Source organism: Bacteroides stercoris ATCC 43183, assembly GCF_025147325.1.
GTDB lineage: Bacteria > Bacteroidota > Bacteroidia > Bacteroidales > Bacteroidaceae > Bacteroides > Bacteroides stercoris.
Genome location: NZ_CP102262.1, coordinates 578046 through 602617, shown reverse-complemented (window position 1 = coordinate 602617; position 24572 = coordinate 578046). Strand labels below are relative to the sequence as shown.

Here is a 24572-nt window from a genome sequence, read left to right as displayed (position 1 = left end):
ATGTTATCCATTATACAGCCCAACACTATCACGTTTACTTCTTATCACAACTTTAGCTATCTCATCAATATTAGCACATAAAAGTTCAAAGAATTTTCTTGTACATATACCCTGTTCTTCATGCGTCATTTGTCTATCAACAACAAAACCTATTGTTTCATCCATGCGGTCAGTTATATTATTTGCTATCCAGTCATGTACATCAAATGTACCTTTCGGGTATTCATCCTCTAAGCCTCTGATAGTCCACAAGCCGCCATCCATAAGTATGTAATGACACAATATTTTGCTTATATATAAATGCAAATCAGCCCTCTCTCCACTTCCATAACCGGGCATATTGACAAGAATATATCTACCGATTGTTTTATTTAGTATCATCCATAAAAGATGCTTTTCTCTTTTTGTCATATTAGCTCCTTTCTCTAATTATTTATAACTTTGATAGCCATTGTTCGTAAACTCGTGTAGCCACTTGCGCCATCATAACGGGTGGTACACTCATTCCACAGATATAATGTGGGGATTGGTTGTAAAAGTTATAGTCGATGGGGAAAGTAGATACTTTACAGATTTCAGATGTACTTAGATATAAAGGTTGTGTAAAGTGTACCAAATCATCATGCTTGGAAGTTATCGTATTGCAGATGCGATCTTCAAGTATATATTTCTTTGAGAAGAATAACTCTTTACCGTATAGTCGCATACATGTATCAGACATGTCTTTATCAGCAATTTCTCTATGTTCCCAAACATATCGAATTTTTGTACCATTTTTAATTTCTTTCCCCTTAAAGTCTGTTATTTCTTTCATCAAAATGGGTATTTCATTAAACTTCATACAAATATGTGGCTCAACATTGAAGAGGTCTGAAACTTTTAGAAAATGGACTCCCAAATCATGCCTGATACATATAAAGAATACACGTTCTCTTTTTTGAGGTACTCCCATTTTAGAAGCATCAAGAAGAAAATGCTGACAATAATAACCAGCTTCCTCAAAGCCTTTGTATATACGTCTGACATAATCAATCGCATTCCCTAAAAGAAGTCCTTTCACATTTTCAGCAATAACAACTTTAGGTTTTAAGCGTTTGGCAAGTGCAATAAAATCAAAAAAGAGCGTATCTAAAACTTGTGTCTTTTGACCTTCCTTGAATTTCTTTTCTTTACCCCACGCATCTTCACGTAATCCCGACATGCTAAATGTACTGCAAGGTGGTGATCCGTCCAATATATCTAAATTGTACAATTCTTCGGGAAGATTATTCCTTCTCACTAAATCACGAATATCTTCTAAGAAAGTATATTGAGGATTATGGTTTTCAATGTAGCATTTCATCATTTTGGGATCTATTTCATTGCAGCCAATTACATCAAATCCGGCTAACTTGTACCCCATTGTAGAGCCACCACCACACGCAAAGCAAGAAAACACTTTGCCTTTGTCTTTAGTGAAATTGGCTTCTGCCAGCTTCCAGTTATAAGGGAATTTATGAATTTCCATTATTGCACCTCCTCATCTTTACACATAACGACATCGCCACAAATATAATCCCAACCAAAAATAGCATTGTGTTTATGCGCTATTTCCGTGGCTGTTTCGTTGGAATCTAAAACGTCTTTCCCATTATCATTGATTACGAGAATATCCCCATTGTGTAGGTTTATAATATCAATGTAACCATCTACGAACTTTTGCAGTTCATCCAGTTGGAAGCCCAGCCCGTTTTGAGGTTGGATTTCCAATTTACTTCCGTCTGTCTTTATCAGTGTTGCCATCTTATTTTGCCTCCTTTCGTTTTAGTTGAAGTTTTACCTTTTCGGCATCAAACTCATAGTTCATACACTCAGTAAAGTTTCCCATTATAAGCATTAGAGGGAAGAGCATACCATGCTTACATCCTCTTCCTAATTCGTCTGATGCTGCCTTGCATGAATCACATCTATAAATGTCTTGTACTGTTACTATTGCCATTGTGAGCCTCCTTTCTTGCCTTGTGAACGCCTTTAGTATAATTGCGTTCAACACGTCTAACGTCATTGTATTTTGCTTGCGCTGTAGATTCTATCATGTGGGGTTTTTCGTTTCCCACCCAATGAGCATCCGGGTGTTCCTGCTGTATTGCCGCTAAAATTGCATCTTTCAATATTCCCATATCCTAAAATTTTATTGGTTGATACACACGCTTGTTGGAACGATTAATTTATAAGTCGCACCATTTGGGAAACCATCTTTAATGGCTTCTTTTATTTCTTTTGCGGATGGAACGCTGTTGCGCACTCCAAACTCAATCTTTCCCAAACGTCTGCCGTTATGGTCGAAAATGATATAAGTGTATTCATTCATAATTTTGAAATTTACTTGGTTACTACTGTTACAAATTGGCACTTTGCCCAAAGTGTAAAATCATTGCTGCTTATGTACTTCTGATTTTTGGCTTCAATGGCTTTAGCTTGTTTTTCGCTAATCTCTTTGCCTTGCAAATAATATTTTTTCATACGGTGTTGCATTGTGTAGGGGATTGCTACCCTACTGGTTATTACTTTCTTAAAATTTCGTCTAATAGTTCTTTGTCTAATTTCCAAAGGTTGTACCCTTTGGCTATTTTTCTTCTGAGATACTCTCTTTCTCCAATCATAGCTATTGCTTTTTCTCTTAAATCTGATGCACTCCACTTTTCGGCTTGTTCTATAAGAAAGTTTGCAAGACATTTGCGTTCTTCGTAAAGTTCACGAACTAACACCGTTTTTTGCTCTATTTCTTTCAGAGCTGCCGGGTTTTTCATCCACAACTTACAAAACGCATCTTTATCAAGGTCTGTATTCATGTAGCAAGTTTCAACCTCTATATAGTTGTCCGCTGTTAGCTTCAACCCGGTTCTTTCTTCAAATTCTTTCTGTGTCATGGCAATATGTATTATAGTATTGATATTTCTTTTTGAGCTAATTTGCTGTCTGTGAGGCACAGCACTTCATATTTCATTTTTTTGTAGTTGTAAACTACCTCTAATGTGTTTTGCCCTCTGCCGTCTGCCCTTTCGTCATAAATGGTTTTGATATGCTGGTACATGATATTACCCATCATAAAGTTTACACATCCCGAATCATAGAAGTAAAATGCTACCGCATATTCCAATGTTTTCTTTTTATCAATACTCTTAGTTGCCATAATCTGAAAATTTAGTGTTGCATTATTATTTTTGTACTTTGTATATTTCAACATCAGGTACTACTTTCTCTACTCTGTTGCGTATGAAATCGGTAATAATATCTTCGTGGCTCCACTCTTTAGAATAAGACATTGTATCATGGTAGCCATCACAGATTACGCTTCCATTGCTGGTTACGGACAAGCTAAAATAGATAGCCATTTCTGCTAAACTGTGGCACTTAAAATGCTTGTTTCCTTTTATTAGAATATAATTCACATCCATATCACATATATTTTAAACGTTATCAATCTTATTACGATGCAAATATAGGCTATATATTTAATATAACAAAGTATTTGGATATATTTTTGGATATATTTTCAAAATACCTATGTGATAGTTGGTTTTGATAGTCTTTTAGTGGTAATTTCCTTTATTTAAGATGGGTGAAAATGCTCGAATGGATATATTTACTGCAAAACAGGATATATTTTGTGCTTTTTGAGGATATATTTTTGTTGAGTGAAAAATATTATTCCTATTGTGTTAATCAAACACATATTTGTTATATTGAATATAGTAAATGAAAAATCGCTTTTACGTCTTGTTTTTAAGCGTAAGATGCTAATAGGCAAGTAATTTACCGAGTAAAATATGTGTGTTTATAGAACGCATATATGATTTTATTTCATATCTTTGCTCTGTAGAAGTTCAACTTACTAAATAACAAAAGCAACAATGAATAAGAAACTCTTTGAGAAAGTCAAAGGCTTGTGTAAAGACACTGGTCTTTCGGAGAAGTACCTTAAAGCGATAACCGAAAAAATGGGTGGCAGCATTGAGGATGATTCTACCGATGATGAGGCAATAGAAAGTACGGCAAATCTGATTGCGGAAGTGGCTAAGGAAAGTCAAGGTGAAGCAACCCGATGGGCAAACAAAAAGAAACCAACCCAAACCGAGGATGAGGAAGAGGAAGAAAGAAAGCGTAAGGAAGAAGAATCTAAACGTAAGGGCAAGGTGGCTTTGGACGAAGCGACTGAAAAGAGGTTAAAGGAAATGGAGGAAAAGATTGCTAACTACGAAGCCAAAGAAAGCAAAGAAGCCCGTGCGAAGGAAGTAGTTAAGGCTATGGAAAAGCACAAAATCCCGGCTTATCTCCGTGACCGTTTGGCAAAATCAATCTCCGATGATGAAGATATTGAGGATGCCGTTTCCGCTTACAAACAGGAGCTTATTACAAATGGGCTTGATGATGAACACTCAGGGGGTTCTAAGGCGGCAAGTGAAAAGCAAATTGATGAAGCTGCTGATAGCTTGCTGGAATCAATAACCGTAAAATAAAAGATGAAATGAAAAGAAAGACTGCTTCATTTACCGGGATGCGACCCATTTTCACGGGTTCGCCCTCTATCGTGCAAGGCGGCTTCAATCTGGACGTGGAAAACCAACATTTCGCTGTTGGCGATACCGTGCCTGCCGGAACGCTTGCTATCAAGGATGAGGTGAAAAGGACGGTGCAAGTCATCAAGACTGCAAAAGTGGTGGAAGTGGATGCAGAAAACACCAAGAAAGTAAGCCTGTACGTGGATGAGTTCTACGAGCCTTGCTTTGCCGTTGGTGATTTGGTGCTGAAAGACGGCACAGCCGCTACAGCCATTGCCGATGTTCCCACAATCGAAAAGATTGAGCGAAACGGAAACAATTACATTGTCACTCTCTCCAAAGCCATTGCCGGGCTTGTAAAGGATGATGTATTGGTAGAGGTTGTTTCGGACGGACAAACTGCCGCAAAACCAAAGGAGCGTGGCACTTCCAACTCCGTACTGATTGCCGATGTGGAAGTAGGCGAGTTTGAAACCTCTGTAGATGTTTCTGCCGACACCATGCAATACGCAATGTACGAAAGACGTGTGCCGCCTATCCCTGCCGGGCAAAAGGACACTACGGGCGATTACTTGAAAGGGAATCCCCACGTGAAATTAACGAAATCACACTAACTAAAATTAGCGTAACGACATGAAATCTATTTTTTCAACATTCAAAGGGCTTCACAAGGACGGCAAACCGCTTGACTTTTTGGCAACGTGGAAAAAGACTTTTGATAAGGCTTCCGAACGTGAAACAACCCTTTTTCAGAAGATGTACTGTGATAGCTGGTTTACTACCAACACGCCCCAAATGTCATTGACTGCCGAGGCACTTGTAGGTAAGTACAACTTGCGTATCATGGCTACATTGATTGGTGATGAATCACCTACACCTATGAGGCGTTCTGACGGCTTCGATGTGTGGACTAAGGAAATCCCCCGTGTGGGTCACAAGTTCCCCATGTACGCACGTGATTACCGTAAACTGATGGAGGTTTACGAAAATCCCCGTTTGAGTGAATCCGCTAAGGTGAAGCAAATTGAAAAGCTCCTTACCCACGACATGAAAGATGCTTATTTGGGCTGTAAGGACGTGATGGACTTTATCGCTCTGATGGCATTCTCTAATTGGGGTGTGGCTCAGTTCGTGCCGGAAATCAACAATCCGGGTGGACGTAAGTACGAGGTGGATTATCAAATGCCGGAAACAAACAAGCTGGTATCAGCTTTCTTGTGGAACTCTGCCAATACCAAAGCTGGCAAGTTGTCCCCCGTTTTGATGTTGTCGGCTATCTGTAGTGACCTGCGTAACCGTGGCATTGAGCCGGGCGAAATCCTTATGAGCCAAGACCTCTATTTTTGGTTGCGTATGGACGAAACGACCCGTTTGTTGGTACATGGTAACGATAAAAAGGCTCAGACCGTAACAACGGCTCAGATGGCAGATTTGCTTGCTGGTAATGAAATCCCCCCTGTAACGGTGATTACCCGTAAAATGGGTATGGATATGGACGGTAAGCGTAAATCGCTTGAACCGTGGAATCACAACTTTATCTGTATCAAGCCTGCCGGGGTTATCGGTGAAATTCAGCCCGCCATTGAAGATAGCGAGTTGATAGAGGAAGAAAACGTGGACTACATGAACGCTGGCGGTGGTATTCGTATCGCCAAGTGGCGTACCGGGGAATCCACTGGTCAAGTTGCAGCCGAATATACACAAGGCTCTGGACGTTTGTTGCCTCTTATCACTGAAATTGGTGCTATCATCTGTTTACAGGTGCGTGGCTTTGAGGAAAAGGAAGTACCAGCCGATGCAAATGGTGTGGCACGTACCTATTGGACTAAATCCGAATTTGAGAGTGCAACAGCTCTTGAAGTAGGCTAAATCTTTTGCTTATGGAACTGGCAGTAAAGAAAGCGTTTATAGACAAAAACGACAAAGGCAAAATCTACAAGGTAGGTGAAACCTTGCATACCGATGAGCTTAACCGAGTTAATGATTTGGTTGCAAGGGGCATTTGTGTGATTAAGTCTTTGGAAAGCAAACAGGCTGAAAAGGTCACTTTCCAAGACAATGAATATGATTTGAATGTGGTAAAGGATGCTTTGGAATCCATCAATGCCCCCGTTGCCAAAAATGCCGGGGTTAAAGGTGTAACCAAAGCGATTGAAGCCCTTTCAGATGAGAGTGTAACGGCTTTGAAAGAAGCCCTTGAAAAATAGTAGTGATGGGAACTTTGACAAAATACAATGCGTTGGTGGGTGAGCTTGAACCCTATACCCCAAGCCGCCTTGCTTTGCAAAAGGCACTTGCTGATGTGAAGATAAGCGACTGGGATAGTGAGTACAATGCCGACACAGACCAACGCACGATAGCCATAGCCGCTATAAAGGTGCTAAAGCGGATGATTGTGCTTACCAATGACACGTTAGGTAAGTCCTCACAAGGCTACAGCGTGGAGAAGTTGGAGAAGCGCATTAAAGACCTTTGCAACGAGAACGGTTTGGACGTTTCGGATTTTGTCGAAGTTTCTTCCATTACGGACGGCTCTAATTTGTGGTGATATGGCACGGAATAACGGAACTTTCAGATACACCGCTTTGCCCCTTGAAGCAACGAGGGATGAAGCAACGGGATTTTACACGGACGATGATGCGCCCGTGTGGGTGAAAGGCTGTGAGTGTCAAGTGGAGAAATTCATACCTGCCAAGCAACGATTGGGAACGGACGGGCAAATGTATTCATACACCTTTGATGTGTTTTTACCATCCTACTTTGAGGGTGATTTGAGTATAGGCGCACGTGTGGAAGTGACTTTGGAGCGTGGAGGTGTGGATGAGTTCACCATTTCGGGAATAGATGATACAAACCCTAAATACATAGAGATATGGGGATAATGCCGATGTTTGACAAAGGGGCTATCTTAAACCCCGTGGCTGCTTTCCAAAAGCAACTTGAATTGGCTTTCGTAACCTTGTTAAAATACATGGGCGAAAAGCTGGCTAAGTATGCTAAGGATAGCCACAACTACCAAGACCAAACGGGCAATTTAACCAACTCTATAGGCTATGCCGTGGTACAGAATAAGGAAATCGTTTACTATGGTGGGTCAGACCAGCCCGGAGAGGGTGCGAAAGCCATGTTGGAGGCTGCAATGAAGTATGCCGCCACGCTGCCAAACACTTTTTCCCTCATTATAGTAGCCGGAATGAATTATGCCGCCTACGTGGAAGCCAAAGGGTACAACGTGATTCTACCTGCCGAACTGAAAGCCAAAAGCGAACTTCCTGCCGAGATTAACAAGTTGGTGATGAAAGCTAATAAGAAAGCAATCGAATTATTCGGGAACGCAGCATGATAACGACTGAGGAAATAGCAACAAAGGTTTACGCCATGCTTCAAGCAAGCGAGGTGAAAAACTTCATTTCGGGTGTGATTGATTACGAGCGTAACGACTACACCAAAGAGGATGTGATAATTGTCCCTCATACGATAGACGGTGAAGCATCCGTGCGCTACGGTCAGATAAACGTGAATATTCATGTGCCGGATAAGGTGATAGCCAAAGGCAAGGGGCAAGCCGTTTACAGGACACATTTTAAGAGGCTCATAGAGATAAGGGCAAAGGTGGTTGAGGTGTTGAAAAACCATTATGAAAGTGGGAAAGGCTATAACTGGAACATAGGGCGGTTTAACCCACCGATTAAGGAGAAAGACCAAAACGAACATTTTGTTTCCCTTGCTTTGGAGCTTACAGTAAGAGAAAAGAGTATCAACTAATAAAAAATTAAGATTATGCCGATTTTAGCAACAATGGGGTTGAAAAAGATTTATATCGCCCCTGCCATGACCGATGGAAGTATGCCCGCAAAAGGCAACCAATGGCTTGATTTGGGCGATGTGTATCAAGACACTTGCAACTTGAAAGATGATTCTCCCGAAATCACGGAACATAAGTCGGAAACGTCAAGCAAGGTTATTACGTTGGTGGGTGAAACACCTACAAATGTGGAGCTTTCTTTGATGGACCCGGATTTGGAATTGCTTGCACGTTATTTCGGTGGTACTATTGCTGGAGAAAAGGGCAAGCGCACTTGGATTCGTCCACGAAAATTGGAATACAAGGAGTGGGCGTTATGGATTCAACCGGAAGAGGGCTTGTTTATCGGGTGTGCCAATGTGCGTATCATCCCGACATTCGAGATTACCTATTCTTCAAAGGGTATCTGCCTTGTGCCTATGACTATCAAGTTCCAATCAAACTTGCAAGCAAGCGAGGAAATGAGCGACCCAACAGTAGCATGACACTGAAAAAGTCTGAGAACCGATAGCCTCCTATCCCCGGATGGGGGGCTTTTTAACTTTTAAGACAAATGGAACAACTGAATAATGAACGTGAATTGACCCGTGAAGAACGCTTGGAAATCGAAGAAAAGGCGATACAGGCACTTGTGAACATGGGAGTGAAATTCAATGTACCGCTTAAAATTAACCCGGTAAAACCGCCACGCTTCATCCGTTGGTGGAATAAGCATTTTCCGAACCATGTAAAGATGTGGCGTGACAAACGTATTCCCAAAGGCTGGGATGTGTCCGAAACAGAAGTACCCAATGCCGCTTTGCAAACTATGGAGCGTGTATATATGCGCCACTTCCATTTGAAGCCTCTTTATTTGGGTACGATGGATTGTTTGAGGCGGTTGTATCTGAATATAGAATACGATGAGGAAAAGATACAAGCCGAACCCATACAGGAAAGCAAACGCCTTTTCAAGTATATTCCTCTGATGGCTGAGATTGCAGCCGTAGCCGTGCTTAACAATCCCGTGGTAGCTGACCCCTCTAAAGACAAAGAGGTGAAAGCCTTGAAAGCGTTTTTCATGGAACACCTTACATCTACCCGGCTTGAAAAGCTGGCAGACGTGATAAGCCAAATGATGAATCCCGGGGGTTTTACGTCCTCTATTCGGTCAATACGGGAGATAGGAACGACCAATCCGAAGAAACTCAAAGCAAACCGAGTAGAGTAATCGGGCTAAATAGCCCGTGGGGTAATCGTGGGGAAATTATCAAGTCCTTTGGCTGGACTTACGATTATCTGCTTTGGGGTATCAGTTGGCTAAACGTACAAATCATGCTGGCAGATGCGGCACGTGTGGAACAAGAGCCGGAGCAAACGGACGGAAACAAAGATGGTGGGAAGCCGCCTGTACAGCTAAAGACAAAGGATGATATTAAGAATTATCTGAAAGGAATAATGTAATGGATAATATAAACGGAGCGTTGGCGTTCAAAGCCACCCTTGATATAAATGATTTCAACGTGTCGGCACAAGCGATGGAAAGGAGTATCAAACAGGTTTCATCCACAGCCGTATCGGAATCGTCTGTGATGGATAACTCCATTCAGAGCTTTGCGCAAAATGGGGCGAAATACATTGTTTCCTACCTCGTTGGGCAGGGTATGGGGACTTTGCTTCAAAGTATCGTGCAAACACGTGGGCAGTTTCAACAGTTGGAAATTGCCTTTACAACCATGCTCAAAAGTGGTACGCAAGCAAAGGGCTTGATGGATAGGCTTATTGATACAGCCGCCAAAACTCCGTTTGACCTTTCGGGCATTGCGAGTAGTGCCAAACAGATGCTTGCTTACGGCTCAACCGTGGATAATGTGGTGGATGAGCTGGTAATGCTTGGTAACGTGGCTTCGGGCGTGGGTGCGCCACTACAGGATATTGCCTACCTCTATGGAACGCTACGGACACAAGGCAGGGCATTTACCGTGGATATTAGGCAGTTTGCCGGGCGTGGTATTCCCATCTATGAGGAACTGGCTAAAGTGCTTGGCGTAACCAAAGATGAAGTTTCCAACCTTGTAACGGAGGGTAAGGTTGGCTTTGCGGAAGTAGAAAAGGCTTTCCAAAACATGACGGGTAAAGCCGGGACTTACTACAACCTCATGCAAGAACAAAGCAAGTCCCTAACGGGTATGATTTCCAACATGGGTGATGCGTGGGAACAATCGTTAAACAAGTTGGGTGCGGATAACCAAGATGTTTTTGCCGGAGCTATTGAAAGTGCTACCTATATGGCAGAGCATTTGGATGATATTTTGCGTATTTTGAAAGCCGTTGCTATAGGCTATGGAAGCGTGAAAGCCGCTATTGTACTGAATACATTAGCCACAAAGGGATATACGGGCGTTGCTCTTTTGGATAACACGGCAAGGCAGGCTAAGATTTCCTTAATGAAGTTGGAAGCCGTTGCTACTGGGCAGATGGTAGCTCAGACAAAAGCGATGGTTGCAGCCCAAAACAGCCATGTCGCAGCATTGCAAGCGCAACTGACGGTAGAGGAACACGCCAACATGGTAAAGCAGTTACGCATTGCCACCATTCAACAAATGCTTACCATCCAACAAGCAGAATACCTTTCCAATTTGAATCTAACGGCTTCTTCTGCCAATTATGAGGCGGTGGCTCTGAGTGTTCTTACCGTTGAACAAAAGCAAGCTCTAAGCAAGTTAGACTTGTCGGCTAAAAGTGCCGTGTATCGTGCCGCTTTGGAAAATGAGGTTGCCGTTAAGACACAAAACAGTGCGGCTACCTTAAATGCCATGCGTACCGATGTCAAGGCAGCAGCCGTAAAGATGGAATCGGCACGGGCTGATGCACTGGCGGCAAAGGCGGCTGTAGAACGTGCCTATTTGGAAGTGTACAGGGCACAACAGACTGGGAACGCTGAAAAGATAGCCATTGCCACTAAGAAGATGGAGGCAGCGGAGGATAACGCAGCTATCGCACGAAAGACGGCTTTAGCCACCCAATCCGATTTTTACGCAAAGAAAAAACTACTTGAAGCTACAGCCACCAAGCAATCCACAGCCGCTTCCGTGGCAGATACTACGGCAAAGACAACACAAGGGGCTGTAACTTCCGTACTGACTGCAATCACGACAAAAGCAACGGTAGCGGTGAAAGCTCTTTGGGCTTCCATGATGAGCAATCCTATCGGCTGGGTAATGGGATTGATAGGTGCATTAGTCAGTGTAATTACTCTTTTTACGGGCAAACAAAAAGAAGCGACCACGGCAACGGGTGAATTTCAAGATACCACGAAAAAAGAGATTGACGATTTGAATTTACTTTTTGCCGTATTGCAAAATACGGAGAAAGGAACTCAAACACATAAAAATACGATTGAAAAAATCAATGCCGTATGTAAACAATATAATAAGACATTGCTTGATGAAAACGCTACACTTGATTTACAGCGTCTTAAATATGAGGAATTGACTACAGCCATTCAGCAAACTACAGCCGAAAAAATCAAGGCTAAATATACCGAACAAGCTATGCAAGAACTGGTACAAAGCCAAACGGATGCACTTGATAAGCTGAAAGAGAATGCCGAAGATGCAACCTACAAAGAAATTCAAAAAGTTATGGAAACCACCCCGGAGGGTGTAACCGTTATTATGAATAAGGTTGTTGATGTGGCTTCAAGTTCTATTCGTGGAGCTTCGGGGGCTGTATGGGATGCGGTAGAATCTATGGCGGTAGAATCCGCAAACCAATTGAAAGGGCTAACAGGTCAAGCCTATACCGATGCGTTCAATAACTCATTAAACAGCATTGTTTCACAAGTCAAGCAAAGCACAAGTGCGACTGATAAAGAAATGGATGCTTTCAAAGGTAACATAAAAACATATCTTGAAAGTATTGTACAATCAGCAAAAAGGGCAGATGAAACCATAGGCAAGGTAAATAAGGAATTAGAAGCGTTCATTGCTCCGAAAGATACGACTTCTGTAACAGAGAGTACCGACTATGTGGCTATGTCGTTTAACGAGCTGGATAAGAAAATAGGTGAAACTCAGAAAAGTATTGATACCCTCAATGCCAAAAAGGTAAAGGTGGAAGCCGATAATACCCAACTGAAAGAGTTGAAAGACTTGTTGGATAAATTGAATGGTGCCGTAAACACCAAGACTACAAACCTTAACACGGAAAAGGGAATATCAGACCGTATCAAGCAGCTTAAAGAATTGCGTGAAGCTGCCATTATCGGTAGTTCTGACTATAAGAGTTATGATACGCAAATAAAGAAGTTGGAAGCCCGTTTACCCAAGCATACCACGGGGGATAAAGCGGATAGTGCCGCCAAGCAACTACGTGAAAGGCAACTTGAAGCTGACCGCAAATTGGAGGCTGACCGTATTGCAGTCTTGGAAGAGGGCTACGAAAAACGCAAGCGCACCCTTTCGCTCCAACACAAGGAGGCATTGGATAATATAGACAAAGAGGAAAAGGCTTTGGCTAAAGCTCGTAAGGATGCCGGAAAAGGTGGCTTATCTAAGTCTGAAAAGGACGGCTTCGATGAAAGGCGAACACTTGAAAACAAGAAATATGACAAAGCCCAAAACAAACTCTTTGACGGTGAAATAGAGTACAAGAAACAGCAATATGCCTTGTATTTCCGTTGGGTGCGTAACATGGGCGAAGATGTAGCCAATACCCAATTTGCCACGCTTTTAAAAGGCGGTAAATCATACAAGGAATATGTGGAAAATGAAATCAAGGCTCTAAAGGATAAACAACAAGCCGGAACACTCACAGAGGGAGAAAGTAACCAACTTATTTCCCTTAATATGCAATACAATGAAATCACGGGGGCAAAGTCCGCTATGGATTCTTTCAAGGAATCTGTATCTAAGACCATTCAGCAAGCCCAAACACTTGCCGAGAAGTTGGAAGCCATAGCCGATGCAAAAGAGAAGCTGGCTAATGGAAGTTCCGGGCTTGTGGGTGCTGACGAAAAAGCGGAAGCCACTTTGTTTGTTTCAGAAGAAGATGAAAAGTTACAGGAAGAAGTACAGCAAAAGATACTTTCCTCTTACAGAACCTTTGAGGAACAAAGAAATGACATCCAAAAGGAATACGCCTTGCTGCGTGCTGCCGCTCAAAAGACGGGCGACCAAGAACGGATTAACCAAGTAAACAAGTCGGAGGCAGAAGCGTTAAGCACCCTTACCGCCAATATGTTAAAGCAATCGGATAGTTGGAAGAAGTTATTTGGCGATTTGGATAGCCTTTCTGTAGCTGAAATAGATAAGTTGGTGGCTGATATTGAAACAAAGCTAAAAGATGCGGATTTGAAACTGAATCCCGTAGATTACCGTGCTTTGATTGATAGTTTGAATCAAGCAAAGGAAACGCTTATTTCAAAGAATCCCTTTAAGGCTTTAGGCACGTTCTATGATGATTACATTGAAGCCAAAAAGAAGCTGGCAGAAGCCAAAGCGAATGTTGCTGCCGGAAAGGGTACGGATGAGGATGTGAAAAAGGCAGAGGCTGACATGAAGAAAGCCGCCAAAGGCGTAACCAAGTCCATTGAAACGATTACCGATACGGCTACCACGTGCGGCAATGCCATTGCATCCATGTTTTCTGATTTGGGACAGGATGATTTGGCAAACGGCTTAGGCACTGCAATGGAGTTGTTCGGGCAGTTGGGCAATGCCGCCGCCTCTGTAGGTAAAATGATGAGCGGTGACATATTGGGAGGCGTTACGGGTATGGTAAGTGCCGTTACTTCTGTAGTGGGCATATTTGCCAAATTGCATGATTCCAAGTATGAGAAGAAAATTCAAAATCTGCAAAAGGAAATAGATGCGCTGGAACAATCCTACAGCCGTTTGGAACGAGCCTACAATAATACTTATTGGGTGTTCAATGATAGCCAACGTGAAGCCTACGAAAAGAATATCCAACTGATTAACGACCAAATACGGGCTTTGGAACAAGAAGCCAACGTAGCAAAGAAGAATTGGGATTTTGCCCGTTACGCTCAACTCAACAAGGAGATTAAGGAACTCAACAAACAGTTGAAGAATGCGGAAGAAAACGGAGATATGTTTTCTATCTATGAGGCTCAGAAAAAGAACCTCAAACAGCAACAAGAGGATTTAAGAAAGCAAATTCAAGCTGAAAAGGATAAGAAGAAAACCGATAACGGAAAAATCCAACAGTGGAACGAGCAAATAGAATCCATTACCCAACAGATAGAGGATTTGGATAGGTCAATGATGGAAACGCTTGCCGGAACGGATGTAAAAACCGCCATTGATGAATTTGCCGATGCGTTGGTAGATGCTTATTGCAAAGGTGAGGATGCAGCGGAAGCATTGGGCGAAAAGACAAAAGAAGTCCTTAAAAAAGCGGTTGTGGAAGCGTTGAAACGTGAGTTTTTGGCAAAGGGAATCAATGATGCCGTTCTCTATTTGGGAGAATCCATGAAAGACGGGAAACTGACCGATGTAGAGAAGCGAGAATTTGAAAGGATGGTGAACGCTGCCGGGGATTTGTTCAATTCCGCATTGGAGGGTATTGGTGATTGGATTAAGGATGTGGAGGAAGAAACCGTACAGCAAGACCCCCTTACGGGTGCGGTTACTTCCATGAATGAGGAAACGGGCGGTGTGATAGCCGGGCGGTTGAATGCCTTTGTCATAAACCAAAGCGACCAAACCTCTATTATGAGGCAGGCACTTGTTTACCAAGCCGAAATAGCCGCCAACACGAAGTTGAGTGCATCAGAGCTGACGGAGATTAAAACTACTTTGAAGCGCATTGAAAATAAAGATAGTTCACTTTTATCACAAGGAATAGCATAGTTATGGAACTGGTACAACAACTTAAAGAGGATGGCAAGGCAAAGGGGCTTTGCCGGATGTGGCAAATGAAGCTAAGAACGGGGCTTGACTATGAGCAACTGATACAGCTTTACATTAAGGGCATAGATTTCTGTATATCGGAGAATTACCCCACGCTTGACTTTATACGGGAACACTTCAAAGGCAAATGCGAGGTTTACGGGGTGTTTGTGGATGATGAGGTTACGGATAAGGTGAATTTACCCGATGTGGTGCTGAATGGTGACTGCAAAGCTATGTTGGAGTATGACGGCTATTCTGTTTCACGGGTATATGCACGGCATGATTCCCATAGTGCCGTAAACGTGTCGGACAATGCGATTGTTACCATAGACGCTTTCGATAACTCGTATCTGTATGTGGCGGTAGCCGGAACGGATGCAAAGGTGCTTGTGAATCTGTATGGCAATGCCAAAGCGGATATAGAGGGCGTGGGGATAGAAGTTAGACAAATGAATAAAAATACTTACTGATATGGATAAGAACATGATTTTACACCTGCCTTTCGATGACCCGGACGGTAGTATAGCTTACGACTTTTCACAGTACCGCAACGATGCCACCTTATCGGATGGTGCGGATTTTTCTAAGAAATCTAAAGTGGGTAAATCACTTGCTTTGAATGGTACGGGCGAATGCGAAACAGCTCGTTCCATACCCTTTAGCGGTAATTTTACACTTTGTTTTTGGGTGCTGCCTGTTTCTCAAAAGTTAGGCTGGGTGCTGAATATGCCCGGTATAGACAATTATAAAGAGCAATGGCTTGATGTAATGCCCGATGGCTGGATTTTCTTTGCTTTCGTTAAGTCCGGCAATATGTTTACCGTCTATGAGAACACGACCCGGATATTCAGTGAAATATTACCAAAGACACCAACGGGGCTTTCCATCAACGACCAATCACTTTTTGGGACGAAAGCCTTGCTGGACGAAGTGAAACTGTTTGACGTGGCGAAAGAACCCCGTGAAATATTCGAGTTGCAGAAAGATACGGATGTGGAATATTTCATAGACGGAAAGAACTTCAAGGAGTTTGGGGTATTCGTTTCCAAAAGTGCCGGATTGGTTGGACGGTTGGAGCGCAAAGAAGCCTTGCAAGTGAACTGGGACAATTACCACGGTATTGTAAGGGATAAGAAGCGACCACGCTACAAGGAACGCAACATTACACTGGATTGCTTTATTGAGGCTTCGGGACGTGCCGCCTATGTGGAATGGGTAAACCTTTTCTTTTCCCAATTCGATGCGGAGGGGAACCACCGTTTGCGTGTGGACTATGACGGAAAGACAAAGCCTTTGGTATATGAAGTGGAATTGCTGGATGAGGCAGACCCGGAAAAGAGCTGGGGACAATATAGCAACGATTTGATGGTGGGTACATTCCGTTTAAAGCTGGTGGAAGATGAACCTGTGAAAAAGGTGCTTAGATATATAGGTGGAACTGCAAACGGCAAGGCTACGATTACCGTCACTTCGTCCAAGCTGCTTAATATCTATTGGGGGGACGGCACGCACACTTACGATGTGTCCGGCAGCGAACAAACGATAGAACACACTTACGTTACACCCGGTGAATACGAGATAATCGTTTCGGGCGTGATTGAAGACATTGAAAAATTTGAAACCAATGCTATTGTGATATGGGAACTCTTGAAATAATCAGGCGCAACGGTGAAAAGGTACGCTTGTTTTCCAAAGAGCCGTTTTGTACGCTGAAATCAGCCGCTCAAAACAGTTCCTTAATGGGGGATGATAACGTACAGCTTTCCATTGTTTCCTCTGAGTTGCTTAATTTAGGCAAGGGAGATAAAATCATAGTGGAGGGTGAAGAATACACCATCCGTACTAAGGTGAACCGTGAAATGCTTTCGGACAACCATTATGTGCATGATGCCACTTTCTACGGAGTGATGTACGAGCTGATGAAAAGCCTGTACCGAAACACCGATGCAAACGGGAAATCCAGCAAAAGCACGTTTGACCTCACTTATAATATCCGGGACTTTGTAAAGGTGCTTATCTACAACGTGAGCCGTGACTATCCGGGCTTATGGGCTTTCGATGAAGCTAATTGCCCGGACACAGAACCCCGTACCATTTCCTTTGCCCGTAACAATTGCCTACAGGTTTTGCAAATGCTTTGCAGTGACCGTGAATTTGATTTGGAGTTTCTCATTACCCAAAAGGACGGAGTGCGTACCATCCACATAGGAAAGTTCGGTGCAAAAGTTGCGCCCCCGGGTGGCAACGCTTTCTTTGAGTGGGGCAAAGGCAACGGCTTGTACAAGCTCAAAGAGCAAAAGGTAGATGATAAGACCATTATCACAAGACTTTGGGTGGAGGGTGGCACGACCAACATTCGGAGTGATTACAGGGACTATTCAGAACGCCTACAGCTTCCGTTTCCAGTGCGTTTGAACAAAAAGGAACACAAACTATGGGACGGTACAATAGTACCGCCTCAGAGCGAATATATAGGCATATCCGATGATAACAAGCGTTATTTGGAGGATGGCGATTTGAGGGATGCACTGGGTAGTGATGAGGATGCTGTGACGTATGATAATATTTTCCCGAAACGGACGGGTACGGTTACTGCTTTGGTGGCTGATGATATAAACAGCTTCATTGATGATACAATGGACTTTGACCTGAACGAGAAAGACGATAAAGGTACAAAGTATCTGATTAACGAGGTATCGGCAAAGATTACTTTCATTTCGGGTAAATTAGCCGGACAACAATTTGAATTGGCGCAAAAGGGAGGATACGACCATGCAACAAAAAGGTTTACGCTCATTCCATTTACGGACAACAGGGGGCTAACTATTCCTACCACTGAAAGCGAGGCTTACCGAATAACGGAGGGTGACACGTATAAGATTACGGATATTCACCTGCCTAAATCTTATGAAGATGATGCAGAGGAAGATTTATGGTATGCCGGATATAACGAGTTCAAGCCACGCACACAGGCACGGGCGCAATATCAGCTTACCTTTGAACGCTCCTACTTTCTGAACGCTTTGCCAAGCGATAGCGAAACAACCGTCTTTCATGTGGGTAACTATGTACCCGTGAAAGATGAGCGTTTCGGTATTGAGAAGAATATCCGCATCCAAAAGGTGACAAAGAACCTGCTTGTGGAGCATGACTATACACTGACCCTTTCGGACATTACAGCCATTTCCCCAATCACTCAAACGGTTGTGGATGTGGGACGGCACGAAACAATCATAGAAAACAATCGGCTTCGGGACTTGACTAAGGCACGGAGGGGATGGCGTACAACAGAGGAACTGCGTACAATGGTGTATGATACGGACGGTTATTTTGACCCCGAAAACATCAAGCCCAATTCCATTGACACCAATATGCTTACGGTGGGGTCTAAGAGCCAACAATTTGTTTTGATAGATGTGATACTGCAAGCCAACGTAAACGGAATATCCAATCGTTTTGATGCTTCTGCCGGGGTATTGGCTCACTTGACTATTGATGATGAGATAATCAAGCATTGGAACATGGCGGCTGGCTCATTCACTCTATCAAGCCCAAAGGGGTACTATGTGTTTGCCAAGTGCTCCAAGAAAAGCACGGATGGCATTTGGTATGTGACACAGGAACAACTAAAGGTTGAACCAACCGAAGACCCGAACAACTATTATTTCCAAGTGGGTATATTGGGGTCGGTGCATTCGGATGATGATTTCAGGGACTTTACCACTACCTACGGATTTACCCGTATCAACGGAAACACTATCACTACGGGTAAGATTATAACAAGCGATAAGGAGTGCTATTTGGATTTGGACGGCAACAAGTTCCGTATCGGTGATTCTTCAAGTTCTATTGATTGGAACGTAACGGCAAAACGCCAATTAACATTGCACAACGTCCGTTTGCTTTCTGATAGTGGGGACACCTCACATATCGGGGTGTTCCGTGGCACATATAATCCGAAGTACGTGTACTATGCTGGGGATGAGGTGACTTATACGGTGAATGGTGAAACGTGTACTTACCGATACACCAACCCCACGCCAAGCATGGGCAACCTGCCTACCAATTCCGTATATTGGTCGGTTGTGGCGAAAGGTTCTACCGGGGATAAGGGAGAAAGCGGTTTATCCGTATTCTATACCTATAATGACAGTGAAACCAAGCCTGCCACCCCTACGGGGGATGGCTCTACGGGAGGTTGGCACAGAACTTCGTCCGAAAACGTGGTTTGGATGAGTATAAAGAACGCCAAGACCGATACGGAGGGTGCGTGGGGTATTCCTTTTCGTGTGCGTGGTGCTGATGGTACTTCAATCAATATCAAAGGTTCTAAGGACAATGTTTCACAACTGCCTACCGTTGGAAATTCAGAGGGCGATGCTTATCTAATCGGGGGCAACCTCTATATTTGGGATGGCACGAACTGGAAAGATGTTGGAGCTATTAAGGGGGAAGATGGAAAGAGTAGCTATCTTCATAAGAAGTATTCCGATGATGGCGGCAAAACGTTCACAGCCGGAAACGGTGAAACACCCGGAAGATGGTTGGGTTTGTATGTGGATATGATACCCACCGATAGCGACAAACCAAGTGCCTACAAGTGGAGCGACACGAAAGGACAAGACGGAACGCCCGGTTTACCCGGTGAAGATGGGCGTACTCCATACTTCCATATCAAGTATTCGGACAACGGGGGAATGTCGTTCACTGCAAACAATGGTGAAGAGCCGGGCGACTACATAGGGCAATACACCGACTACGTGCAGAAAGACAGTGATAATCCGATGGATTACACGTGGGCTTTAATTAAAGGAGAATCGGGTACGGGTGGAACGGATGCCGGAGCTGGTGAATATTACGAGTATCGTTACGCTAAAAATGGCTCGACTTTAGTACCGCCCGATTTGGATGTTAATTCTTCCAACCCTACCGGGTGGAGTACGGAAATGCCGAAAGTAGGAGCGTTGGAATATATTTGGTGTACAATGGCTAAGAAGTCCGGGCTTGCAGACCGTACCAAATTTCATTTGCCCATTGAAGCTAACGACACTTCAAGCATTGCCGATATTTCGGGTAACGGTTATAATGGTGTGCTGGGCGGTGGGACGGTAGTAAAAGACGGAACGAGATATGCCCTCAATCTGAGTGGTGGAATGGAGAGCCGTATTCCTTATGATTTACCCTTTGGGGAAAGTTTTACACTCTGTTTTTGGATGAAGTCAGACCAAAATCAAGTCAAGTGGATGTTGAACGGATATAACGGTAGGCACTATGTGGAAAAGAGTATTGCAATCACGCCTAATATGTGGTTTCACCTTGCATTCCGTTTTAATGACCGTACCGTTACGGTATTCAAAAACGGAGAGCAATTACATAGTGGTAGCGTTAATATCATGGCTGTAGGCTTTGCTATTTACGATGATGATGTATTCGGTTCTGCCGTGTATTTCGATGATATACGTTTGTTGATGGGGGCTTTACCTGTGAATGACATTGCTTCCGTAATGAATGGCAAAGCAGACCTGATGATACAGAAATGGAGTACCCCTATTCGTGTAAATCCTTATGATGGTGAAGATGGAAAGCCTGGTGTTAGTGTGACATTGGCAGATGTGGAATATGCACAAAGCACGTCAAATTCAGTTGCGCCTACTACGGGGTGGCAGACAACCGCCCCGACATGGATAAATGGGAGGTATATATGGAGTAGAACGAAAGTATCTTATTCAGACAACACGACTACCTACACTAAGGCGGTTTGTATTACAGGCGGCAAAGGCTCTACGGGTGATAGCGGTGTTGGCGTAAGTTCTATTATTGAACAATACTACCTATCCAGTTCGGCAACCTCATTACTTAATGGCTCATGGAGTACAACACGCCCAACTTGGAAAGACAAATGGTATATATGGACACGCTCGGTTATCACTTATACGAATGGAACGAGCGACACTACGGCTGCAATATGTGTAACGGGGTCGAAAGGTGATAAAGGTGAAGATGGAAAGCCGGGTGATAAGGGGGAGAAAGGCGATAGCCCCGTACTTGTTTATAGGGGTATTTATGATTCATCCAAGACTTATTACGGAAATAGCAAACGGTTGGATGCTGTAAAATACAACAATCAATACTATATAGTCCGTATTGATGCAGGAACATTCTCAAATGTCACTCCCACGACAACAAGCAAATGGAATACGTTTGGAGCGCAATTTGAAACTATTGCCACAAACTTGTTATTGGCTGAGGGGGCAAACATTGGAGATTGGTTTATTAAGGGCGGTAAGATTGTTTCCACTATGGGTAATGGTAACAGGGTAGAGCTGGATGCTTCAATGGCTCGTATTTATATTGAATCTTCAAGTGGTGGTGGTGATTATGCGCTCGTTGATTTTGGCGCAAAAATGACAATAGATGCCAACCGTGGAATTTTTGAAACAAGGGCTAAAAATGCTCCTAACTATTCTAATGCGGTTTCCTATATGTCACCAACGGGAATATTCTCAAATATGGCAGGTACGGACGGTATGCCAGCAAGTAGCGGATATACGCACCGTGGGGCTATTGTTGGGCTTGGTTTTGCAAATGTTCCGGCAAGAACATGGGCTATAAATGCGGTAGATACAATCGTGGCAGGTGTTTATGGTCGGGCTTCTAATTCGGGGACTGCACCAGCCTTTGGCGGTTTCTTCTATGATTTATTTGCCGGAGGCTTGATTTTTGGTCGAAAGTGTATTACAGGAACGTCGAATAACACATGGTATTTGAATAGAGAAGATACCGTGGTAATAGGGTACACGTCTGCCGCATCAGTAGTGTATCTTCCGGCTTCTCCTAAAGAAGGACAGGTTATATTTGTAAAGCAGTGGTGGAGAGGCTATATGAGATTCAGACCAAGAAGCGGCTACCTAATCTATGATGATACTTCGGTAAATGACTACTACGATTTTGGAGAGGGTCAAGGTGGTATGTTTGTATATACCGTAGGATATGTAGATGGAGTTAAAAAACAAGCATGGTTAGTAAGTAGATGGAAATACTAAAAATATGGAAGAAAGAGTATTATACGGATATATGGATGGCGACTATCTACAATGTATAGAAATAGCCCCTATTCCTCAAAAAATCAGAAATGAGAAAACGGGGGAAATAACAACACGCATGGTATCGGTTATTGAACAGGTGGCTGAACTGCCAACCATATATAAGCCAGTGGATGCAATAGATGAAAGTAAACAAAACACAGATAAGGAGGGCTATGTTGTGCGCATTGTGCCATACGATGCCGGGGACAGGATTTCATTCAGATACATAGAAGTCCCCGACTTTCAAAAGGTGGCACATGAGATTGAACGCTCAAAGGAGGTGTTGGCAAGTAGCGATTATAAGATAATCAAATGCTACGAAGCCGCCCTAATGGGGTATGCAATGCCGTATGAGATAAAGGCATTGCATAATGAAAGGCAGTTGCTAAGAGATAAAATCAATGAACTTGAAGCACGTTATACCTCATTATCTGATGATATACTTTAATTATAATCATAAATGTATTCAACAAACACATTTATGATTATATTTGCAGTTAAATAAACTTGATTTACTCAGTGAATTATGGAAACAACGATGTACAGCCTACGGATTCTTTCCAAAGGTAAGGTTACAGACCTTTCCAATGGTTTTGCTTTGGGTGGTGTTCCGTTTACCGTCTTTGTACGACCTAAAGAGGTTACGATGGAAACAAGTACGCTGCTTAAATGCAAGCTCATTTGTGATAAGGAATTTAGTATGTTCCCCGTACCTATCGGGGATTGGACGCCCGGAGCGATAGCCGTAATATCCCCAAACGGTATCGACCTTTCGGTATATGATGTGTATTGGGGTGCTGGTGAAACTATTAAATAACTTATAGCTATGGGATTATTATTGGGAAGCGGAAACACGAAACCGCAATATCCTTACGACCAATGGTATGGGGTGCAAGGTGATTTCAACTCACAGGACTACAAACTAAAGCGTGTGGGTAATTTGGATTTGCACCGTACATTACCCATTCAAGCGAAGCTGAAACGCTTTGTGGAAAACCCTGACGGCTCGGTTAAGTATTACCTTAACCAAAATGACAGCCGTAAAAAGGATTCGGGTGCAACGGCTTTGATTGACAGCACGGACGGTAATGTAATGCTTGAAAAGCCGGAATATTACTTCAAGTTGGAAATAGAGGGAACGAAATGGATTCGTGCCTATTCCGAATATCCGTTGCCCGGCTTTATCAAGATGGAACGAAAGACGGTAAGCCCGTGGTATGCAACGGTGGATATTACCAACTCTGTAGCCGTTTCGGGATGTTGGCTCACTTGGAATGGCGATGAAATTGCAAGGGATTCAGACGGATTTGTTATACTCAAAGCGAATGCCGCACAATTCAGAGGCGGTTCGGGTGCTGGTGATGCCGCTAAGGATGGTACTTACAACTCCATGTTGGGTATGCCTCGTACTTCCATTTCAAAGGCTGGTGTTCGTCCTCTTTGCAAGAACGGAACACACCACGGGGCGTACAGGGTGTACAATGAAATTGCTTGGTTGCAACGTGTGGAATATGCCTCATTGCACTGCCAAGATGCTTACACCGAAACGCTGACTGCTGACGGATTCCATCAAGGAGGCTTAGGGAGTGGTCCGGTTGTTAATGGTACGGAGTGGAATACATGGGGAGGTTACAAACCCTTTGTGCCTTGCGGTGTTACTGCAACGCTGGGAAACAACACGGGTAAGGTGTCCTACACCATCAAGGGATGGACTGGTGGCGATAAGGTGGTACAAGTAACCTCTTACCGTGGCTTGGAAACTCCTTATGAATACTTGTGGATGCTTGCTGATGATGTACTAATTTGGCATAAAGCGGATGTATCTATTGCCTATGTATGCGAAGACCCGACAAAATTCACCTCTCATTCAGATAGTGCTACTACCGTACCTATCGGATATGAAGCCATTACGGAGCTTCCACGAACTGAGGGCTATGTGCTTTCTATGGCTCATTCCACTAAAGGTTATTCCTTTGCCGAAAAAGTAGGAGGTTCAAGTAATAAAGGGTATTGCGATTACTATTGGACTCCCACAGGTGGTAGTACGTGGTCTGCTGTAGGCTGGTATGGTGCCCTTTTGTCTGCTAATGCGATATATGGTGCGAATGCGGGTTTCGGTTGTCTGTTTGCGGGTCATCGTTCCTCGTATGCGAATGCGTACGGTGGGTTCCGCTTGTGCCGTTTTTGACGGACTGCAAAACTCGGTGAACGGAGCAACGAAAATGGCGTTGGATTGAAAAAAATA

Annotated in this window: 27 protein-coding genes; 18 read left to right on the top strand and 9 right to left on the bottom strand. The window is 43.4% G+C overall.

Annotated elements, in window-relative coordinates; translation table 11 throughout:
• Positions 1 to 3: 3 nt before the first annotated feature.
• The 9 genes from NQ565_RS02515 to NQ565_RS02475 form a co-directional block, all read right to left on the bottom strand.
• Positions 4 to 411 carry a hypothetical protein gene (locus NQ565_RS02515; protein WP_005655430.1) on the bottom strand — a complete coding sequence of 136 codons (408 nt, stop codon included), beginning with the start codon at positions 409 to 411 and terminating at the stop codon, positions 4 to 6.
• Positions 412 to 433: 22 nt separating this feature from the next.
• Positions 434 to 1507, bottom strand: a complete 1074-nt coding sequence (locus NQ565_RS02510) for a DNA cytosine methyltransferase (protein WP_005655428.1) — start codon at positions 1505 to 1507, stop codon at positions 434 to 436.
• On the bottom strand, positions 1507 to 1782 hold the full coding sequence (locus NQ565_RS02505) for a DUF3846 domain-containing protein (RefSeq protein WP_005655426.1): 276 nt from the start codon (positions 1780 to 1782) through the stop codon (positions 1507 to 1509). Before NQ565_RS02505 ends, NQ565_RS02510 begins: the two co-directional genes overlap by 1 nt.
• Position 1783: 1 nt before the next feature.
• The gene (locus NQ565_RS02500; protein ID WP_008642512.1) at positions 1784 to 1978 is read right to left on the bottom strand and encodes a hypothetical protein; all 195 of its coding nucleotides are present in this window, start codon (positions 1976 to 1978) and stop codon (positions 1784 to 1786) included.
• Between the two features lie 192 nt (positions 1979 to 2170).
• A complete protein-coding gene (locus NQ565_RS02495) occupies positions 2171 to 2350 on the bottom strand; it encodes a hypothetical protein (protein WP_005655424.1) in 180 nt (59 codons plus the stop codon).
• Between the two features lie 11 nt (positions 2351 to 2361).
• Positions 2362 to 2502 (bottom strand): hypothetical protein, encoded by a 141-nt coding sequence (locus NQ565_RS02490; RefSeq protein WP_162487773.1) that lies wholly within the window; start codon positions 2500 to 2502, stop codon positions 2362 to 2364.
• 41 nt (positions 2503 to 2543) lie between these two features.
• A complete protein-coding gene (locus NQ565_RS02485; RefSeq protein ID WP_005655422.1) occupies positions 2544 to 2909 on the bottom strand; it encodes a hypothetical protein in 366 nt (121 codons plus the stop codon).
• An 11-nt stretch (positions 2910 to 2920) separates the two neighbouring features.
• On the bottom strand, positions 2921 to 3172 hold the full coding sequence (locus NQ565_RS02480) for a hypothetical protein (protein ID WP_007219348.1): 252 nt from the start codon (positions 3170 to 3172) through the stop codon (positions 2921 to 2923).
• Positions 3173 to 3197: 25 nt separating this feature from the next.
• Positions 3198 to 3374 (bottom strand): hypothetical protein, encoded by a 177-nt coding sequence (locus NQ565_RS02475; protein ID WP_225665235.1) that lies wholly within the window; start codon positions 3372 to 3374, stop codon positions 3198 to 3200.
• Between the two features lie 519 nt (positions 3375 to 3893).
• Between NQ565_RS02475 and NQ565_RS02470 the strand changes: the two genes are divergently transcribed.
• The 18 genes from NQ565_RS02470 to NQ565_RS02385 all read left to right on the top strand — a co-directional run bounded on the left by NQ565_RS02470 (position 3894) and on the right by NQ565_RS02385 (position 24515).
• Positions 3894 to 4499, top strand: a complete 606-nt coding sequence (locus NQ565_RS02470; protein WP_005655418.1) for a hypothetical protein — start codon at positions 3894 to 3896, stop codon at positions 4497 to 4499.
• An 8-nt stretch (positions 4500 to 4507) separates the two neighbouring features.
• Positions 4508 to 5155, top strand: coding sequence for a hypothetical protein (locus NQ565_RS02465; protein WP_005655417.1), 648 nt, complete (start codon positions 4508 to 4510; stop codon positions 5153 to 5155).
• A gap of 19 nt (positions 5156 to 5174) precedes the next feature.
• Complete coding sequence (locus NQ565_RS02460) at positions 5175 to 6410, top strand: hypothetical protein (RefSeq protein WP_005655416.1); 1236 nt, start codon at positions 5175 to 5177, stop codon at positions 6408 to 6410.
• 11 nt (positions 6411 to 6421) lie between these two features.
• On the top strand, positions 6422 to 6748 hold the full coding sequence (locus NQ565_RS02455; protein WP_005655415.1) for a hypothetical protein: 327 nt from the start codon (positions 6422 to 6424) through the stop codon (positions 6746 to 6748).
• A gap of 5 nt (positions 6749 to 6753) precedes the next feature.
• Positions 6754 to 7089 carry a DUF6706 family protein gene (locus NQ565_RS02450; RefSeq protein WP_005655413.1) on the top strand — a complete coding sequence of 112 codons (336 nt, stop codon included), beginning with the start codon at positions 6754 to 6756 and terminating at the stop codon, positions 7087 to 7089.
• A gap of 1 nt (position 7090) precedes the next feature.
• Positions 7091 to 7423: a hypothetical protein gene (locus tag NQ565_RS02445; RefSeq protein WP_005655412.1), complete on the top strand. Its 333-nt coding sequence runs from the start codon at positions 7091 to 7093 to the stop codon at positions 7421 to 7423.
• Positions 7414 to 7884, top strand: a complete 471-nt coding sequence (locus NQ565_RS02440) for a hypothetical protein (RefSeq protein WP_005655410.1) — start codon at positions 7414 to 7416, stop codon at positions 7882 to 7884. Before NQ565_RS02445 ends, NQ565_RS02440 begins: the two co-directional genes overlap by 10 nt.
• Positions 7881 to 8306 carry a hypothetical protein gene (locus NQ565_RS02435; protein ID WP_005655409.1) on the top strand — a complete coding sequence of 142 codons (426 nt, stop codon included), beginning with the start codon at positions 7881 to 7883 and terminating at the stop codon, positions 8304 to 8306. Before NQ565_RS02440 ends, NQ565_RS02435 begins: the two co-directional genes overlap by 4 nt.
• A gap of 15 nt (positions 8307 to 8321) precedes the next feature.
• Positions 8322 to 8831 carry a hypothetical protein gene (locus NQ565_RS02430; RefSeq protein WP_005655408.1) on the top strand — a complete coding sequence of 170 codons (510 nt, stop codon included), beginning with the start codon at positions 8322 to 8324 and terminating at the stop codon, positions 8829 to 8831.
• 68 nt (positions 8832 to 8899) lie between these two features.
• A complete protein-coding gene (locus tag NQ565_RS02425) occupies positions 8900 to 9556 on the top strand; it encodes a hypothetical protein (RefSeq protein ID WP_005655407.1) in 657 nt (218 codons plus the stop codon).
• A 104-nt stretch (positions 9557 to 9660) separates the two neighbouring features.
• Positions 9661 to 9789: a hypothetical protein gene (locus NQ565_RS02420; RefSeq protein WP_005655406.1), complete on the top strand. Its 129-nt coding sequence runs from the start codon at positions 9661 to 9663 to the stop codon at positions 9787 to 9789.
• A complete protein-coding gene (locus NQ565_RS02415; protein ID WP_005655405.1) occupies positions 9789 to 15200 on the top strand; it encodes a tape measure protein in 5412 nt (1803 codons plus the stop codon). Before NQ565_RS02420 ends, NQ565_RS02415 begins: the two co-directional genes overlap by 1 nt.
• A gap of 2 nt (positions 15201 to 15202) precedes the next feature.
• Positions 15203 to 15712: a hypothetical protein gene (locus NQ565_RS02410; RefSeq protein ID WP_005655404.1), complete on the top strand. Its 510-nt coding sequence runs from the start codon at positions 15203 to 15205 to the stop codon at positions 15710 to 15712.
• Position 15713: 1 nt separating this feature from the next.
• Complete coding sequence (locus tag NQ565_RS02405; RefSeq protein ID WP_005655403.1) at positions 15714 to 16898, top strand: hypothetical protein; 1185 nt, start codon at positions 15714 to 15716, stop codon at positions 16896 to 16898.
• Positions 16880 to 22285 (top strand): LamG domain-containing protein, encoded by a 5406-nt coding sequence (locus NQ565_RS02400; RefSeq protein WP_005655402.1) that lies wholly within the window; start codon positions 16880 to 16882, stop codon positions 22283 to 22285. Before NQ565_RS02405 ends, NQ565_RS02400 begins: the two co-directional genes overlap by 19 nt.
• A gap of 4 nt (positions 22286 to 22289) precedes the next feature.
• The gene (locus NQ565_RS02395) at positions 22290 to 22775 is read left to right on the top strand and encodes a hypothetical protein (RefSeq protein WP_005655401.1); all 486 of its coding nucleotides are present in this window, start codon (positions 22290 to 22292) and stop codon (positions 22773 to 22775) included.
• Positions 22776 to 22853: 78 nt separating this feature from the next.
• Positions 22854 to 23144 (top strand): hypothetical protein, encoded by a 291-nt coding sequence (locus NQ565_RS02390; RefSeq protein WP_005655400.1) that lies wholly within the window; start codon positions 22854 to 22856, stop codon positions 23142 to 23144.
• Positions 23145 to 23153: 9 nt separating this feature from the next.
• Positions 23154 to 24515 carry a hypothetical protein gene (locus tag NQ565_RS02385; protein WP_005655399.1) on the top strand — a complete coding sequence of 454 codons (1362 nt, stop codon included), beginning with the start codon at positions 23154 to 23156 and terminating at the stop codon, positions 24513 to 24515.
• Positions 24516 to 24572: the final 57 nt, after the last annotated feature.